13 protein-coding genes are annotated in these 15,803 nt (G+C 33.2%); 3 read left to right on the top strand and 10 right to left on the bottom strand.

Features of this window, described 5'->3' with window-relative positions; genetic code table 11:
• Positions 1-36: 36 nt before the first annotated feature.
• Entirely contained in the window at positions 37-177 is a 141-nt protein-coding gene (locus ACY3JO_RS01290; RefSeq protein WP_463085016.1) for a hypothetical protein, read from the bottom strand.
• Positions 178-449: 272 nt separating this feature from the next.
• On the opposite strand from ACY3JO_RS01290, the gene ACY3JO_RS01285 reads away from it, so the two are divergent.
• Genes ACY3JO_RS01285 through nagA form a run of 3 tightly spaced genes read left to right on the top strand, consistent with a single transcriptional unit; the run spans position 450 to position 3,915 of the window.
• Positions 450-2,006 (top strand): helix-turn-helix domain-containing protein, encoded by a 1,557-nt coding sequence (locus ACY3JO_RS01285; protein ID WP_463085015.1) that lies wholly within the window; start codon positions 450-452, stop codon positions 2,004-2,006.
• Positions 2,007-2,039: 33 nt separating this feature from the next.
• Positions 2,040-2,762 carry a sugar isomerase domain-containing protein gene (locus tag ACY3JO_RS01280; RefSeq protein WP_463085014.1) on the top strand — a complete coding sequence of 241 codons (723 nt, stop codon included), beginning with the start codon at positions 2,040-2,042 and terminating at the stop codon, positions 2,760-2,762.
• Position 2,763: 1 nt separating this feature from the next.
• The gene (nagA, locus tag ACY3JO_RS01275; protein ID WP_463085013.1) at positions 2,764-3,915 is read left to right on the top strand and encodes an N-acetylglucosamine-6-phosphate deacetylase; all 1,152 of its coding nucleotides are present in this window, start codon (positions 2,764-2,766) and stop codon (positions 3,913-3,915) included.
• Here the strand turns inward: nagA and ACY3JO_RS01270 are convergent.
• From ACY3JO_RS01270 to ACY3JO_RS01230, 9 genes are all read right to left on the bottom strand, one after another.
• Positions 3,912-5,618, bottom strand: a complete 1,707-nt coding sequence (locus tag ACY3JO_RS01270; protein WP_463085012.1) for a beta-N-acetylhexosaminidase — start codon at positions 5,616-5,618, stop codon at positions 3,912-3,914. The genes nagA and ACY3JO_RS01270 overlap by 4 nt on opposite strands.
• Positions 5,619-5,631: 13 nt before the next feature.
• Entirely contained in the window at positions 5,632-6,036 is a 405-nt protein-coding gene (locus tag ACY3JO_RS01265) for a hypothetical protein (protein WP_463085011.1), read from the bottom strand.
• A gap of 31 nt (positions 6,037-6,067) precedes the next feature.
• The gene (locus ACY3JO_RS01260) at positions 6,068-8,317 is read right to left on the bottom strand and encodes a glycoside hydrolase family 3 C-terminal domain-containing protein (RefSeq protein ID WP_463085010.1); all 2,250 of its coding nucleotides are present in this window, start codon (positions 8,315-8,317) and stop codon (positions 6,068-6,070) included.
• 155 nt (positions 8,318-8,472) lie between these two features.
• Positions 8,473-9,297, bottom strand: a complete 825-nt coding sequence (locus tag ACY3JO_RS01255) for an ABC transporter ATP-binding protein (RefSeq protein ID WP_463085009.1) — start codon at positions 9,295-9,297, stop codon at positions 8,473-8,475.
• An 11-nt stretch (positions 9,298-9,308) separates the two neighbouring features.
• Positions 9,309-10,304, bottom strand: a complete 996-nt coding sequence (locus ACY3JO_RS01250; RefSeq protein ID WP_463085008.1) for an ABC transporter ATP-binding protein — start codon at positions 10,302-10,304, stop codon at positions 9,309-9,311.
• Positions 10,305-10,309: 5 nt separating this feature from the next.
• Positions 10,310-11,152, bottom strand: coding sequence for an ABC transporter permease (locus tag ACY3JO_RS01245; protein WP_463085007.1), 843 nt, complete (start codon positions 11,150-11,152; stop codon positions 10,310-10,312).
• Between the two features lies 1 nt (position 11,153).
• Positions 11,154-12,185 (bottom strand): ABC transporter permease, encoded by a 1,032-nt coding sequence (locus ACY3JO_RS01240; RefSeq protein ID WP_463085006.1) that lies wholly within the window; start codon positions 12,183-12,185, stop codon positions 11,154-11,156.
• Positions 12,186-12,333: 148 nt separating this feature from the next.
• Positions 12,334-14,163, bottom strand: coding sequence for an ABC transporter substrate-binding protein (locus ACY3JO_RS01235; RefSeq protein WP_463085005.1), 1,830 nt, complete (start codon positions 14,161-14,163; stop codon positions 12,334-12,336).
• A gap of 161 nt (positions 14,164-14,324) precedes the next feature.
• Positions 14,325-15,785 carry a hypothetical protein gene (locus ACY3JO_RS01230; RefSeq protein ID WP_463085004.1) on the bottom strand — a complete coding sequence of 487 codons (1,461 nt, stop codon included), beginning with the start codon at positions 15,783-15,785 and terminating at the stop codon, positions 14,325-14,327.
• Positions 15,786-15,803: the final 18 nt, after the last annotated feature.

The raw sequence follows: 15,803 nt of genomic DNA, 5'->3' as shown, positions 1-15,803 counted from the left end.
AAGGGTCCCCCTCCCCCTTCTGAATGATTTCTTAGCTTATTTATTAGAAAGATTTACTACAACCTCTACAGGTGGTTTAGAACTATAGGTTTGGTTTTCGCCTGGTGCTGGATCAGCAAAAATGATGTTAAATAATGATATTATTAATATTATCAAGATGGCTATTATTTTCTTCATAAACAGATCCTCCTTATAAGATAACATCTGTTTTAAGAATACATCTTTTTATTTGACAATCAAATATACCATTAATAAAGATCAAGATATTTCCTATATTTTAAGATTTATGTTTCTATGCTTTTTCTTATTTTTAATATTGCTGTATCTAATATTACTTTTTGATATAATAAAACAAAAATATGTATAAAAAGATACATACTATCTCTTATATTTTATTTAAATATGGTAATTTTTCCAAACCCTTTTTAAATCTTATATTAGAGGAAAAATTGCCAAAGGAGTGGTATTATTATTTTGTTGCTCAGAGATATAAGTGGTCTCAGGATTATGAACTGGCTCTAAAATATGTGGAAAAAGCCCTGAAACTTTCCAAGGATAATTTAACCCTATATTATATTTTGCTTTCAGATAAAGTTAATTTTCTTAGATTTCTTAAAGACAAAAATGCTGAAGTTATATTAGAGGATATTAGAAAAAATTTTTCTAAAATTCCCGTTCTTGCCAGAAAGATAATTGCGCCTATCCTATATGATTACTATCTAAAAAAGTCCTATGAGGGAAGATCTGCTAAGATACGTTTTTGGAGTAAAGAATATCTAAAAGATCCATCTACTTATGTTTTTATTCTTTGGAATAGGGCAAATATGAAAGCAATGGAGAATAATATAAGATCAGCAATAAGGCTATATTTTGAAGGAGCAAAAACTGCTTTAAAAATTCCCCATCCTACTGGAGTTTTATCTAATCTTAATAATGCTTCTTGGTATCTTAAAGATATACATCCTTATCTTTCCCTAAATATCTCTAAAAAGGCCTGTTATTATTTGGGCTATTTTAGAGAGGATATAGAAGCAAGATTTTATATTCTTGACACTTTGTTTGAGATACAAAAGATTCTAAGAGATGAAGATATATGGGAAACAACGGAAATAATTTGTCTTTTGTATGATAATCTTCCTGAAAAGGGTAGATGGGGAACAAAGGAACATTATAAGAGTTTATTTAATTTTTGTGGTATCAAGAGGGTTAACTTTGATATATCAAGCTATGAAAATACAAAAGAACTAAGAGAATATTTAATAAAAATAGGAAAGGACAAGAAATTACATGAGATTTCAGAAATTTTAGGGATTAGCAGACCTAATCTCTCGAGAATGTTAAAAGGTTGGACTTTTAAGGTAAGATCAGAGACTATAAGAAATATACTTGAAAGGATAGATTTAAAAGTGGATTATATGAATGATCCATATCCCATTGTAAATGAGTATGTAAAGTTAAAGATAACTAAGGAGTTTCTACAAAATAAAAAGAAGCTAAAGGAGATTTCAAAAGAAAAAAAGAAAATTCTTTTTATAAGTACTTATACGAGTTTAATTAAGAGGGACGATTATAAAGGTAATTTTAATTTAAAAGAACTTTATAATCTTTTTATAAATGATGTAGATCTTTTTATTCAAAAGGCTGAAAAAAATATGTTTATAATGTGGTTTACAAACAAGATTATTGGAAAATCTCATCCTCTTTTGGAAGGAAGAAAAGACCTTGCAGTTAAATTTTTTAATATATTGCCTTTGAAGAAAAGGGATAAGTTTATAAATTACTATTTAAATCTTAATGAAAAAGATAGAATCTTAATTGATGAATTTATAAGAAATTGTGTAAGATATGATAGAAAATGGGGTGTTTCGTTTTCTAAGAGTATATTAAAAAATTTTATTCAAGAATTTAGATTAAAACCTCTTTCTACTTTACTTTCTGTCTATTCCTTGGATAAGAAATCAGAAAGAAAACGATTAGTAAATATCCTTGATAAAATAGTGTTATAATAGAGTATCCTCTTTTATAAAGAGGGTGATAATATGAAATATATAGATACTTTATCCTTACTTCTTGAGGAGATAAAAAAGGAAAAGGAATCCATTGAAAAGTCAGCTATAAAAACAGCAGAATCTATAAAAAATGGTGGCATTATACATATACTTGGTTTTGGGCATTATAATATTATATCCTTAGAGTTTTTCTTTAGGACAGGAGTTTTTGCATGTATTAATTCTATATGGGATTTTTCCACTTCTTATATGGATGGGATATTAAAAGACAATTTTTTAGAAAGAATTGAAGAATATGGAAGGGTATTAATAAATAATCATAAATTATCTTCTGAGGATATTCTATATGTTATATCCTACACTGGTAGAGATTTGATTGCTATTGATTCTGCATTGGAGGCAAAAAAAAGAGAAGTTTATACAATAGGTCTTATAAACAAGGAAAATTCTAATATCCCTTTTAAACATTCTTCAAAGAAAAATTTAAAAGATATATGTGATCTTGTAATTTTTATACCAGGACCTTCTGATGATCTTCTTCTATCTTTAGAGAAAGATAAAAAGATAAAGACTTCACCCATATCTACTGTTATTTCCTCTATCATTTTACATGAGATATTTTATGAGACTGCCTGTATTTTAGAGAGAATGGATATTATTCCTCCTTTATTTAGATGTAGTACTAATAGTAAGGAGAATGATATCAATCAGAAGCTTATTAAAATCTATAAAGATAAAATAAAGGAGTTTTAACATGAAAAAGAGAGTTTTTATTGGAAAGGTTATATTGAAGGATAGGATTTTACAAAAAGGAATGGTTGAAATTGAGGAGGATAAGATTTCTTATGTGGGAGAAAGAAAGGAAGTAGACAAAGATAGTGAGGTTTTTTATTTAGAAGATTTCTTTATATCACCAGGATTTATTGATATTCATATTCATGGATCTCACGGAAGAGATTTTCTTAATTCTTCCTTTAATGATATGAAGGAAATTTCTTATTTTCTTGCATCAAAAGGGGTAACTTCTTGCCTTCCTACTCTTGCTACTTCTTCTCTTCCTGAAATGAAAAAGGCAATTTATGAGATAGAAAAGTATATCTTATCTAATGTCATAAAAGGAACGAAATTTATAGGAATCCATTTAGAGGGACCTTTTTTAAATCCTGATTATAAAGGGGCTCAGAGAGAAGATTATATTTTGAAACCGGATTTAAATAATCTTAATGAGCTTCTTTCTTCCCATGTAAGGCTTATCACATTAGCCCCTGAAATAGAAGGAGCTTTGGATCTTATTTCATATCTATCAAAAAAAAGAGTAATAACATCAGCTGGACATACCTCTGCTCTTTCTCAAGACGTGGAGAGGGCTATAAGTTTGGGACTCTCTCATGTTACCCATCTTTTTAATGGTATGAGGCCTCTTCATCACCGTGAGCCTGGGATTATAGGGGTTGCCTTAGTAGATGATAGATTGTCAGTGGAGATAATAGCTGATGGATATCATCTTTCGGATTATATACTTAAATTGGTAACAAAGATAAAACCCAGGGATAAAGTAGTTTTAATAACTGATGCAATTATGGCTGCTGGGCTTTCTAATGGAGAATACAGTTTGGCAGGACAAAGGGTTTTAGTGAGGGATGGAAAGGCGACACTTGAGTCAGGTTCATTAGCTGGTAGTACCCTTACCATGAATAAAGCAGTTAAAAATATGGTAGAAAAAGAAATTGTAAATTTGGTAGATGCTGTTTATATGGCTTCCCTTTCTCCCGCTAAGGTGATAGGTATAGATGGAAGAAAGGGAAGCCTTGAAGTATCAAAGGATGCAGATCTTACTGTATTGGATGAATCTTTTAATGTAAAACTTACTATGGTAGAAGGTCATATTGTTTACAATGTTCTTTAGTATGTATTAAGATCTGCTCTACCTCCTGCTCCATATACTTTTATAATGACCTTTTCTAAGTTTGCTTTCTTCCTTTCAGAAAGCCAAAGATATGCGTATTTTTTCCCAAAGGCTATATATTCAGAAAAACTTAGATTGCCATTAAGTCTATTGATGGCTATTTTTAGCATATCCTTCATAAGGGAAAGATCTTCTGGTAAAGCTATAGATTCCATTTTATTTAATACATTGTTATATATTTTTATAAGTTGATCTTTATTAGATAAAAGGGATGATACGCCTAAATAGTAATCTGCCCAAAAATCTCCAGTGCTTTTCAATTCAGTTTTGAATTCTGTGTTATATCTGTACAAAGAATCTCCAAGAAATACATGTTTTATAGTTTCTGCTACTGAATTTTGTCCTAATAATTTTCTTATTGCTATTAATTCATCTTTTTCTTTAAATAGAGCCTTGTATTTTTCTTCCCAATTTTCCTTTCCTTCTGCAATCTCCATAGTAGCAAGTATTAAAGGATCTAAATATGAATATAGGCACTCTGCCCCATCATCTCCCCATGCTGTAAGAAGAAATCCTGGAAGGTTTTCTTTTTTGGCTTGTCTTAAGAAATTTGTAATATTAGTTAAAGCAATATCAAAGTTCGGATAAAACCTTCCCCAGTTGGAAACCCCAGGAGATGCTATCTCTTTTTCTTTTCTTTTGCCAAACATATTTATCTTATTCTCAAAATGTTCTTCAGAGAGATGTGTATAATCCCAATTAGCAATAACTGTTTCATCCCATATATTACTTTCAAGAACTATCTTCCATTTTTCCTTTTCTTCCTCTCTCAAATACATTCCCGTGAGCATGTCTCCCCATACCATTGGTGTCTTTCCACTTTCCTTCACTTGATGGATTAGATTCTTATGATGCATCTCAAAAAGTTCAGGTCCTTGAAATATACCTGTTTTATCGAGACTTCTTCCTCTTCCAAGAGCCCATGTTTCATCTCCACCAATATGGATATATTGGGATGGAAAGAATTCTATTACTTCGGAAAGAAGTTTATAGGTGAAATTTCTGGCTTCTTCGTTTGAAACATCTAAGCAACCTTCTTCAGGTCTATGCCATTCACTGTATTTCATAAATTCAGGTAGAGTAAGAATATTTTCCATATGTCCACAAAGCTCTAAGGATGGAAAAACCTCTATTCCTAAGTTCTCACCATAGTCTATAATTTCCCTCAATTCTTCTTCAGCAAGTCTTCCTCTTAGAGCTCCTATTTGGGGGAAGTTTTTCCAAGGGAAAAGATCTTCAAAGTATATGGCAAAGAAATTGTATTTTAGTAAATATAGTAGTCTTAAAATTCTTTTGAATTCCTGAAGTAAAGGTACACCGCCTCTTGCTATATCAAGATGATAACCTCGAAATTTAAATTTAAAATCTTCTTCCACATATATTTCTGGTAATTGATTTTTGTTTTGTATTACTAGCTGGATCAAAGTGGCAAAGCATATATTTGTATCTCCCCATATTTCTACTTCTTTATCTTTAATGTTGATGCCTGTCCCACTTTTTTCTATTTTTTTAATCTTCCAACTTCCTTTTGGTATTTTAAACTCCTTTGAGAGGAATTCAGGAAAATTTTCAAATCCATCAAACTCAAACCATCTTTCTTTAAACTCTAATTTTTGGGGTTCTGGTACTATATGAATAATCATATTAAAATCCCCCTCAATGCTTTTTGTATTCTTTTACTTTCTCAATTAAGTTGTTAGCAAATTCCACATAAGGTTCAATATCTTTTTGATTTATAGATATTCCTATCTGTAAGTTTTTACCATGAACAATAAGAAAAGTGGGTCTCCATAATAGGTAAATTAGAAAAGATATGAAAGAAAGAAAGTAGAGTCTTCCTACCAAAAAGGCAAGAAAGAGAAAAGAAAAGATTTTATCCCCTTTTTGTGTAATCTCAATACCTTCTATTTCAGATAATAATATACAGGTATATCTTTCTTCAAAAAATACTTTTCTTTTCTCTATAAGAAGATCTTCTTTTATCTCTAAGGTGCTTTCTCCTATAAGTAGATCTGAAGGAAGGGAAAGCCATATAGTGGCTGGTCTTCCTTTTATCTCCATGTTTTATCTCCCTTTTATTTTAATTAAGATTTTAAGAATTAAGTTCTTTCAGTAAATCATTTAACATTTCTTCTGTGAATTTGCCTCCACCAAAATGTATGAGACCTCTTAACGGTGTATATTTCATCATCTCTGCAAAGTTCATTATACTTTCTTCTGTTGAGAATTGTGGGAAAAGACTTACAAATTGTTTAAGTATATTTTGAAATTTTACGCTTGCCACAGGATCATCTAAGATATCACCAATGGTAGAATTAATATGATAATTTCTCTTAATTTGTTTTGTAGATTTCACAAATACTTTATCCTTGAGTACTATATCCCTGGATGATCTTCCTATTAGTATCTCAAACTCTCCTGTCTCTACATACCAATCCTTTATCTCTACGTTATAGTAGGCAAAGGCCCTCTTATCAAGCTCAAAAGTAACCTCTTTTTCTTCCTTTGGCTCAAGCTCTACCTTTACAAATCCTTTTAGTTCTTTATCTGGCCTTATTACACTACTTTTTACATCCCTTACATAAAGCTGTACTATCTCTTTACCTTTCATCTCTCCTGTATTCTTTACCTTTACCCTTACCTTCAATATCTCTTTATCAGTCATCTCTTTCTTGTCTAAAATCAGATCTGAATATTCAAAGGTGGTATAAGAAAGGCCATGTCCAAAGGGAAAGAGTACTTCCATCTCCTTCTTGTCATAGTATCTGTATCCTACAAAGATTCCTTCTCTATATTCTGATCTGTCTCCTTCCCCTGGGAAAAAGAGATAGGATGGATTGTCACTTAGTTTCTTTGGGAAGGTTTCAGGTAGCTTTCCTGATGGACTTACAACCCCAAAAATTACATCTGCCACTGCTCCTCCCCAGGCTTGTCCTCCTCTGTATGTCTCAAGTATTGCCTTTACCTTATCTACCCATGGCATCTCTACTGGTGCTCCATTGCTGAGTACTACTACTACATTTTCGTTTATCTTTGCTATTTCCTCTATTAATCTGTTGTGATTCTCGGGCATCTTCATGTGAGGCCTGTCAAATCCTTCCGATTCATATCTTTCAGGAAGTCCTGCAAAGATTATTACTACATCTGATTTCTTTGCTACCTCTTTTGCTTCTTCCATGAGGTTCTCATCTACTTCATCAGTCTCTATCTTGTATCCATCTGCATAAAGTATCTCTGCTTTTTCTTCTACAAGCTTTTTGATCTCTTCTACTGCGTCATCTACCATGGTTGGATTTACATGAGCACTTCCTCCTCCTTGTATTTGAGGTTTCCTTGCAAAGGCTCCTATTAAACCTATCCTTCCTTCTTTCTTTAATGGTAAGATCTTTTCTTCGTTCTTAAGAAGGACAAAACATTCTCTTGCTATTTCTCTTGCTATTCTGTGATGGGCTTCTTTGTCATATGTGGCATTCTCTTTTTTATTATCTATAGCCTTGAAGACAATGTTTAGTATTCTTTCTACTGCTTTGTCTAAAAGCTCTTCTTTTATTTCTCCTTTCTTTACTGCTTCTATGATCTTTTTGTCTCCCCAACCCCCATCACAAGGCATCTGTAAATCAAGTCCTGCTGATAGTCCTTTTACTCTGTCATTTACAGCTCCCCAGTCTGATACTACAAATCCTTCAAATCCCCATTCTTCTCTTAATACCTTTGTTAAAAGAAATTCATTTTCAGAGGCATATACTCCATTTACTCGGTTGTAAGAGCACATTACTGTCCATGGTTTTGCCTCTTTTACTGCTTTCTCAAAACTGGCTAAGTATATCTCTCTTAATGTTCTTTCATCTATCTCTGCACTTACTGTAAGTCTTCTATGTTCTTGGTTGTTAGCTGTAAAGTGTTTTATAGATGTTCCTACTCCTTCACTTTGTACTCCTTTTATAAAGTGTTTGGCCATCTCAGATGAGAGAAGAGGGTCTTCAGAATAGTATTCAAAGTTTCTTCCACAAAGGGGAGATCTTTTTATGTTTACTCCAGGTCCAAGTAGAATTTGTACGTTTTCTGCCTGGCATTCTTCTCCAATAGCTTTTCCTACTCTCTCAATTAGATCCCTATCCCAAGAGGCAGAAAGGCATGATGCTGGTGGAAAACAGGTGGCAGGTACAGTCTTGCTGAACATGGTCTCTTCTTTTCTAAGTCCATGGGGACCATCAGACATTCTTATTGATGGTATGCCAAGTCTTTCGATGGGTTTTGTGTGCCAGAAATCAAGACCGGAGCATAAAGAAGCTTTTTCTTCAAGAGTCATCTGTGAGATAAGTTTTTTTATATCCCTCTCCATTTAATATACCTCCTTAACAAATTATATGTTTGTAGTATATCATGAAAATTTCACATTGGTACTAATAAAATAATTAACAGGTAATTTTATACAAGGGAGATTAGGTAATGTGGAAAATATTAATAAAAAATAAAAGGGGAGAGACTTTCTCTCCCCTATGCTCTTTTTTCCAGTTCTCCAATATCTTCCCACTTCTTGTATAGGGTTGGTATACTTCCAATTAGGTTCTTTGTATAATCGTGTTTTGGAGATGAGATTATTTCATCAGGTGTGCCTTCTTCTACTATTTCACCCTTGTACATTATGAAGATTCTATTTGATATATAATAAGCAAGTCCCATATCATGGGTAATAAATATAATAGAAGTTCCTGTTTCATCTCTTAATCTTTCAAAAAGTTTTATTATACCCCCACGAGTAGATGCATCAATCATGGATACAGGTTCATCAGCTATAATTAATGAGGGTCTTAAAAGCCAGCATCTTGCAATCATTATTCTTTGTTTTTCTCCTCCTGAAAGCTGGTGAGGATATTTTCCAAGAATGTTTTTGGGCTCTAAACCTACATGTACTAATGCTTCTTCAATTAGATCTTTAGATCTTTCATTTTTAGGATCTATACCTATTAAACTCAAGGCTTGATGTAGTATTCTATCAATAGGATAAAATTGATTATAACTGGCAAAGGGGTCTTGGAATACTGCATGTACTTTTTTATAATAGTTTTTCTTGTCTTCCACTGTCTTTATATCTTTCCAAACATTTATACCATCTACAATAATATCTCCAGAGGTTGGTTTCTCAAGCCTTAGTATCATCTTTGCAGTAGTAGTTTTTCCAGAACCGCTTTCTCCTACAAGAGATACTATTTCTCCTTTTTCTACTGTAAAATTAATACCTTTTACTGCATGTATATGTCTTCTTACAAAAAGACCCACTTCATATATTTTATTTAAATTCTTAACTTCTAAAAGTGCCATTTTATCTCACCTCATTTATTAAATAGAAAACATGCTACTTCTCTATTTGTATCTATCTTTATAAGAGGGGGCTCTTCTTTTTCACATATTGGCATTTTATACGGACATCTGATGTGAAATCTACAACCAATAGGTGGATTAGCAAGATCTGGGGGGGTACCTGGAATAAAGGATATACCACGTTTCTTTACTTCTGGCTCTGGGGTAACAACTGACATAAGTAGACCCTTTGTGTAAGGATGTAGAGGTTCTTTTATTATATCATCAGTAGGACTATTTTCCACAATTTTTCCAGCATACATAACCACCATTCTTGTTGCAATCTGTCTTACAGTAGCAATATCATGGGTTATAAATACTATAGACTCTACGATTTCTCTTACTCTTAATTGTTCAAGGGTTTTCAATACTAATTTTTGATTGGCCACATCAAGGGCAGATGTAGGCTCATCACATATAAGGAGTCTTGGATTTAAGAGAGTAGCAATAGCTATTACTGCTCTTTGTCTCATACCACCAGAAAGTTCAAAAGGATATCTATATATATCATTGGGGCTTATTCCTACATCTGTAAATCTTTGTTTAGCCCTTTCAATGATTTCTTCCTCATTTAAAGCTCTTTCAAAATGATCTTTAACTAAATCGGATATGAAGTCTCTAATCTTTTTTGTGGGCATTAGAGCATTCATTGCAGATTGAGGAATGATGGAAGTTTCTCTTCCCCATATAATTTTTTGTAGCTCCTGTCTTGGCATATTATTTAACTCAAGGAAGTTTGCTCCAACATTGAGTGTTACCTTTCCATCTATAAAGGTTAATGGTTTTTTGATATTCATTATCATAACATTAGAAAGAGTAGTTTTTCCAGAACCACTTTCCCCTACAATTCCTACTGTTTCTCCTTTATAGACATTTAATGTTAATCCATCTACTGCCTTTACATAATATTCTCCTCTTGCATAGTAAGCTTTTACGTTATCTAAGCTTATTATCAATGTTCCTTTCATTTCTATCACCTCTCTCTCAGCTTTGGATTAAATACTTCATCCATTGCTGTGGTTATTATTAATAAAGAGGATGTAAGAAGAACAATGACTAAACCTGGAGGAATAAACCACCACCATAATCCTCTTCTTACTGCTTCCATAAGTACAGCCCACTGTAGTACAACTCCAAGTGTTACACCCTTAGTTGGCCCTAATCCTATAAGGCTTAAACCTGCTTCTCCTAAGATGCCACCATTAATAAATAGAATAAAAGCCATAAAGGTGTATGTGGCTATTGCAGGAATTAGGTCTTCAATTGCAAGTTTAAAATCTCCGTATCCAGCAAGCCTTGAAAGATATACGTATTCTCTATTTATCAAACTCATAAGCTGAGCTCTAATTGCTCTTGCAAACCATGGCCATGTAAGAATTCCTAAAATTACTGCTATGATCTCTAAGCTTCTAATTCTTAAGTAACTTGCAATTAATATGGCAAGAAGAATGCTTGGTATGGTTAGTACAATATTTGTAAAAGACATTAAAAGATCATCTACAATTCCACCTTTCATAGCTGAAAAGATTCCAACTAATAAACCTATGATCATTGAGATAATAGCAACTAAGAATCCAATATATAGGGAAGATCTAGTACCATTTAGAAGTTTTGCTAATAGGTCTCCACCGTATGTGTCTGTTCCTAAGGGATACTCTTTACTTGGTGGTTGTTCTGGCATTCCTGCAAAGGAAGTGGGATCTTTGGGATAGATAATTGGGCCTATTAGAGCCATAAGAACTATTAATAAAAATATAGTTAATCCAACAATGAATTTGGGACTTTTAAATAAAGGTCTTATCATCTGTTTCCACATTTTAGCTTCCCTCTCCTTGTCCTAATCTTATTCTTGGATCTACAATGGCATAAACAAAATCAACAATAAAGTTGGCTAAGTAAACAGCAACTATTAAGATTACAAATATGGCCTGTATCAATGGATAATCTAAGGTACTTAATGCCCTAAATAGAATATATCCAGTACCAGGATAATTAAAAATTAGCTCTGTGATTAAAGCACCGCCAAGAGCAGATCCCAAGTTTAAAGCAAGACCTGTTATTTGGGGTAAGAGTATATTTCTGAAAACGTATTTGAAAACTGTAGAATCTCTCATTCCTAAGTTTATAGCAAAAACAGTATAATCAGCGTCAAGCTCGTAAATAACAAGAAGTCTTGTACCAATTGCCCATCCACCTATAGCTGCAATTACTATAGAAAGGAAAGGTAGTATGTAGTGATAAAGGACATCCAATATAAATTTAATATTTAAACTTGGGATTATTCCTTGAGAATATCCTCCTTGGTTTGGAAATATGTTTAGTTTAACTGCAAAAGTATAAATAAGTAACATACCTAACCAATAATATGGTATCTGACTAATGATAAGGGAAGAGTTTAGAACTATGTTATCTATCCAAGTACCTCTTTTATTTCCAGCCACTGCTCCTAAGGTATTTCCAATTATCCAGGCTGTAAGGGTGGCTGGTATAAGTAAGAATAAAGTCCAGGGAATAAAAGGTGCTAACACATCAAGACATTTTTTAGGATAATAATGAATTGATGTTCCAAGATTTCCTGTAAAAAGTCTTCCTATAAATCTTAAATATTGTACTATTATGGGTTTGTCTATATCAAATTCTTCCATAAGTGCTTTATGAACATTTGATACAGTTTCTGGATTAGCTGCCCCTTGTACAGCTATACGTTGAAGTAGGGTGGCAAGAGGATTTCCAGGAATTGCCCTTGGTAGTATGAAGATTATGGTTATGGCAACGAAGTATGTTAAGACTAAGAAGAAAAGCCTTCTTCCTATGTATTTTAAAAAAGGTTTTAAGGCTGACTTTGGCATTTATTTATAAGCCTCCTTTTATATTGTTGTGTTTCCCTATTACATTTTTTTAATCAAAATATACCCCCCGGAACCTAATCCGGGGGGATATGTTTTCATTATTAACCCTTTAGGACCTTAGAGCATGATCCATTTTGTTTTCCTATTATTACTTAGCTTTTGCTAAGGCGTTAAGTATGTCGTTTGTTGATATCAATAAACCACCTTTTGCCTTGAATTCTACCCATGCAGGAACTTTTGGTGTTTGTCCTTTTGGTGCAATACCAAAGAGGACAGGAAGAGCATATCCACTCCATGGAGCAGCAGGGAACCACCATGGTTTTTCTGCATTAGGCCATCCTGTCCATACTGTTTCGTTGTATTCATACCAGTGAGCGCCGTAGAAGAGTGGTATGGCGGGAAGATCTCTGTATATAATTCTTTGTATCTGATAGAATAATGTTTTCTTAACCTTTGGATCTAATGTTGCAGCAATCTTATTTAAGAGTTTACCAACCTCTGGATTATTATATCTTTCGAAGTTACCATATTGATCTTGACCAAATGGTTTATAGAGAGCTGGATCAAGTACTATTCTGTAGACGTTCCAAGGATGATCAAATCCAGGTCCTGCAGACCAACCAAGGATGAAGTCAAAGGTACCTTGTGTCCATCTTGTCCACCATACTGAGAAGTCTGGGAATTCAGTCTTTACATCAAGTCCGATTGCTCTCATATTTGCTGCCATCATTTCACACATCATCATCCAGTCGGTCCAACCATTAGGAACTTGAATAGTGAAGGTTCCCATTCTCTTTCCATCTGGGCTAATTCTAATTCCATCTTTCCCTTTCTTGTATCCAGCTTTATCAAGAATTTCGTTTGCTTTCTTGAGATCAGTCTTGGGTTTACCATCTGCTGAACCCCAGTAATATTTTGCATATGCATGGTCAATGTATTCACTATATGCTTCAAAGTCATCTATTACCATGGATGGATGAGCCTGATTACCATAGCCAAAGTATGCTTTATCAAGCATTTCTTTGTATGGAATAGAGTATGCAATGGCTTTTCTTACTGCAGGATCTTTAAGGAGTGGGTTGTAGTAGCTTATGTATAGTAGATCAAGACCATCTGCCATGAAGTATGGTTTCTCTTTGAACCATGTTCCAATTGGGAGTTTCTTAGTTTTCCAGAGAGAGCTTACATCTGGTATAAATGTTCCTGCCCAATCAGCATTTCCTCTCTCAAAGTCTAAGTTTGCTACTGCATTATCTCTATAAATCACGTTAGCAATGTATTTAGGTACAGGAAGTCCAAATATAGATTTGCCCCACCAATCATCAATTCTTCCGTATACAACGATATTAGGATCGGTGTAGAAGAGTTTATATGGTCCTGATACTACTTGTTTTTCTGGATCATCATTTTGGAAGTCTTTTACAGCTTGTGCTCCTTTCTTTAAGAAAGGCTCATACACATGTTTTGGAACAATTCTTGTTGTTAATGCATATCCTAAGAAGGATGCATAGTTTTGAGCATCTGGTCTCATTACGAATTCTACAGTCTTATTATCTACTGCTTTAACAGATTTAATGTAGTCCCACCAACCATTGCCAGGGCCAAATCCAACCTCTTTTGTACAATTGAATGTGAATTCCACATCTTGAGCAGTAATTGGTGTACCATCGCTCCATTTTGCAACGTCTCTAATCTTTATTCTTAATGTGCTTTTATTTACTGCTGTGAAAGACTCAGCAATAACTGGTAACCATCCATCTTTCATGTTGCTGTAGATGAAGAGTGGTAAATACATGAAATGTTCTGTTCCATAAGTTGCAGATGGTGCATATAAGCTCCAGGTGGTGGCTGACCAAAGAGCTCCAACAGTATATAATGTCTCATTACGTGGTAAAGAAACTTGACCTAAGGTAGAAGGTACAAGTAAGAGAGTCAAAAGTAAAACTGCTAAAAGCACCCCTAAAACCTTACCCCTCATCTTTACACCTCCTATTTTTGGGGTAAATTATATCTTGGACCATGCTCTAAGGTCCCTTTGTGGTAAAAATAATATCATATAGAAACAATTTTGTAAAGGGGGTAATTTCATTTTGAAATTATTAAAATATTTTAACAAAAAATTGTAAAAAAATACTAAAATTAAAACTGGGGTACTTCTCTGAAACTTATTTTATTTTCTGAGATATGTTTTATAAGAAAATAAAAAGGATTTTCAGGGATAACACCATTTACATCTTTCCAAAATATAAATATATTGGTACCATGATTAGGCACATTAAAAAAAGCTAAACAAGGTCTTCTGTTTTTATTTTCCCACATTTCTACTGCTTTATTAATGGCATATCTACTCATTTCTTGCATAAGATCTACTCCACATCCAACTGGAGGATAATTTTCTATATCTACTGGTACTTCTATAAATTCATCATTAAAAGAATAGATCTCATATCCTCTGTGAAGATGGACGATTCCTCTTATAGGAGGTACTTTTTTTCCATCTTCGTCATAGGAATAGCCATTTTCTAACTTTTTGATTTTTATCTTTTTATTATGTTCCCATAATGGTATAACAAATTCTTCCGCTTCTACGGAAGGTCCTAATACTTCTTCTCCTTCCTTTTTAAAGACACCAACTTTTCCATCCTCAATTGGCAGGACAAGAGATATATCTTTTGGGGTAAGATTGCTCTTTATGGTGCCATATTTTCCAGAACATGTCACTGCAAAAACACCATTATATATATTAGGCTCATAAGCCATAAAGGCCCCTTCTGATTGCCTTGAGTAATTTACTAATCTGGTGATAAATTTATATAATTTCTCATCCTTTAGTAGATTTTTTATCTCTACTGGAGAAGAAAGTAATCCTTTTTCTCCTAAGAATTTACCAAGTTCTATCATACTATTTAAAACCGTTGATCTTTGCCATACTTCCTTAGGAATTTCCATGTTTTCTATTTCTTTCCAACCACCCACCTCTTTACATGAACCAAAAACCATAAGTCTTTTGGCAAGTTCATTTAAAGAAAGGGATGGATGTCCCCCTTCTAAGGTTCCTAATATAATTTTGTTATCCTTTATTTTGCTCTCCTTTAATGGAACTATTATATTTTTAAAGGCTCCTAATTTGGCCATAAGAAATCTTATAAAAAGTACCTTTGTAGAGGATTTAATATGGTGGATGTCTATATTATCTTCCACAAAAATCATATTTATAAAATTGGGATGAAGCTCTGGATAAATTTGTAGTTTTTCACATATTTTTTTACCAATTTTTACAGCCAGTGGTTCAACCTCTGGAAGTTCCTCCCTTAATAGGTTTGTATCCTCTATATTATTTTTAAGTACCTTTTCTACTTTTTCATTTAGGCTTAGGTAAACTGGATTAATTATTACTGCATAATTAGAATTAATGGGTTGTAAATTTAAATCTTTCTTCCAATAAATAACTTTACATCCAGATCTTGTGAATTCTTCTTCCAAAATGTTGTAAATATGATTTTTGTTATTGGCAATTTCCACTACTTTATTGTGGTCTAAGGTTGAGATATATGTGATTTCATCTATGAGAATAAGATATGGTTTTTTAAACCACCACATGTACTTGCTTCCTTTCCC

This window comes from Dictyoglomus sp. LHC4 (genome assembly GCF_055181355.1).
The sequence above is the reverse complement of the archived record's forward strand: the minus strand, read 5'-3'. Positions and strand labels throughout refer to the sequence as shown.

Excerpts from the sequence above, each read along its gene's own strand:
- ACY3JO_RS01290 (WP_463085016.1), bottom strand. The coding sequence starts at position 177 with ATGAAGAAAATAATAGCCATCTTGATAATATTAATAATATCATTATTT.
- ACY3JO_RS01280 (WP_463085014.1), top strand. The coding sequence starts at position 2,040 with ATGAAATATATAGATACTTTATCCTTACTTCTTGAGGAGATAAAAAAG.
- nagA (WP_463085013.1), top strand. The coding sequence starts at position 2,764 with ATGAAAAAGAGAGTTTTTATTGGAAAGGTTATATTGAAGGATAGGATT.
- ACY3JO_RS01270 (WP_463085012.1), bottom strand. The coding sequence starts at position 5,618 with ATGATTATTCATATAGTACCAGAACCCCAAAAATTAGAGTTTAAAGAA.
- ACY3JO_RS01265 (WP_463085011.1), bottom strand. The coding sequence starts at position 6,036 with ATGGAGATAAAAGGAAGACCAGCCACTATATGGCTTTCCCTTCCTTCA.
- ACY3JO_RS01260 (WP_463085010.1), bottom strand. The coding sequence starts at position 8,317 with ATGGAGAGGGATATAAAAAAACTTATCTCACAGATGACTCTTGAAGAA.
- ACY3JO_RS01255 (WP_463085009.1), bottom strand. The coding sequence starts at position 9,297 with ATGGCACTTTTAGAAGTTAAGAATTTAAATAAAATATATGAAGTGGGT.
- ACY3JO_RS01250 (WP_463085008.1), bottom strand. The coding sequence starts at position 10,304 with ATGAAAGGAACATTGATAATAAGCTTAGATAACGTAAAAGCTTACTAT.
- ACY3JO_RS01245 (WP_463085007.1), bottom strand. The coding sequence starts at position 11,152 with ATGTGGAAACAGATGATAAGACCTTTATTTAAAAGTCCCAAATTCATT.
- ACY3JO_RS01240 (WP_463085006.1), bottom strand. The coding sequence starts at position 12,185 with ATGCCAAAGTCAGCCTTAAAACCTTTTTTAAAATACATAGGAAGAAGG.
- ACY3JO_RS01235 (WP_463085005.1), bottom strand. The coding sequence starts at position 14,163 with ATGAGGGGTAAGGTTTTAGGGGTGCTTTTAGCAGTTTTACTTTTGACT.
- ACY3JO_RS01230 (WP_463085004.1), bottom strand. The coding sequence starts at position 15,785 with ATGTGGTGGTTTAAAAAACCATATCTTATTCTCATAGATGAAATCACA.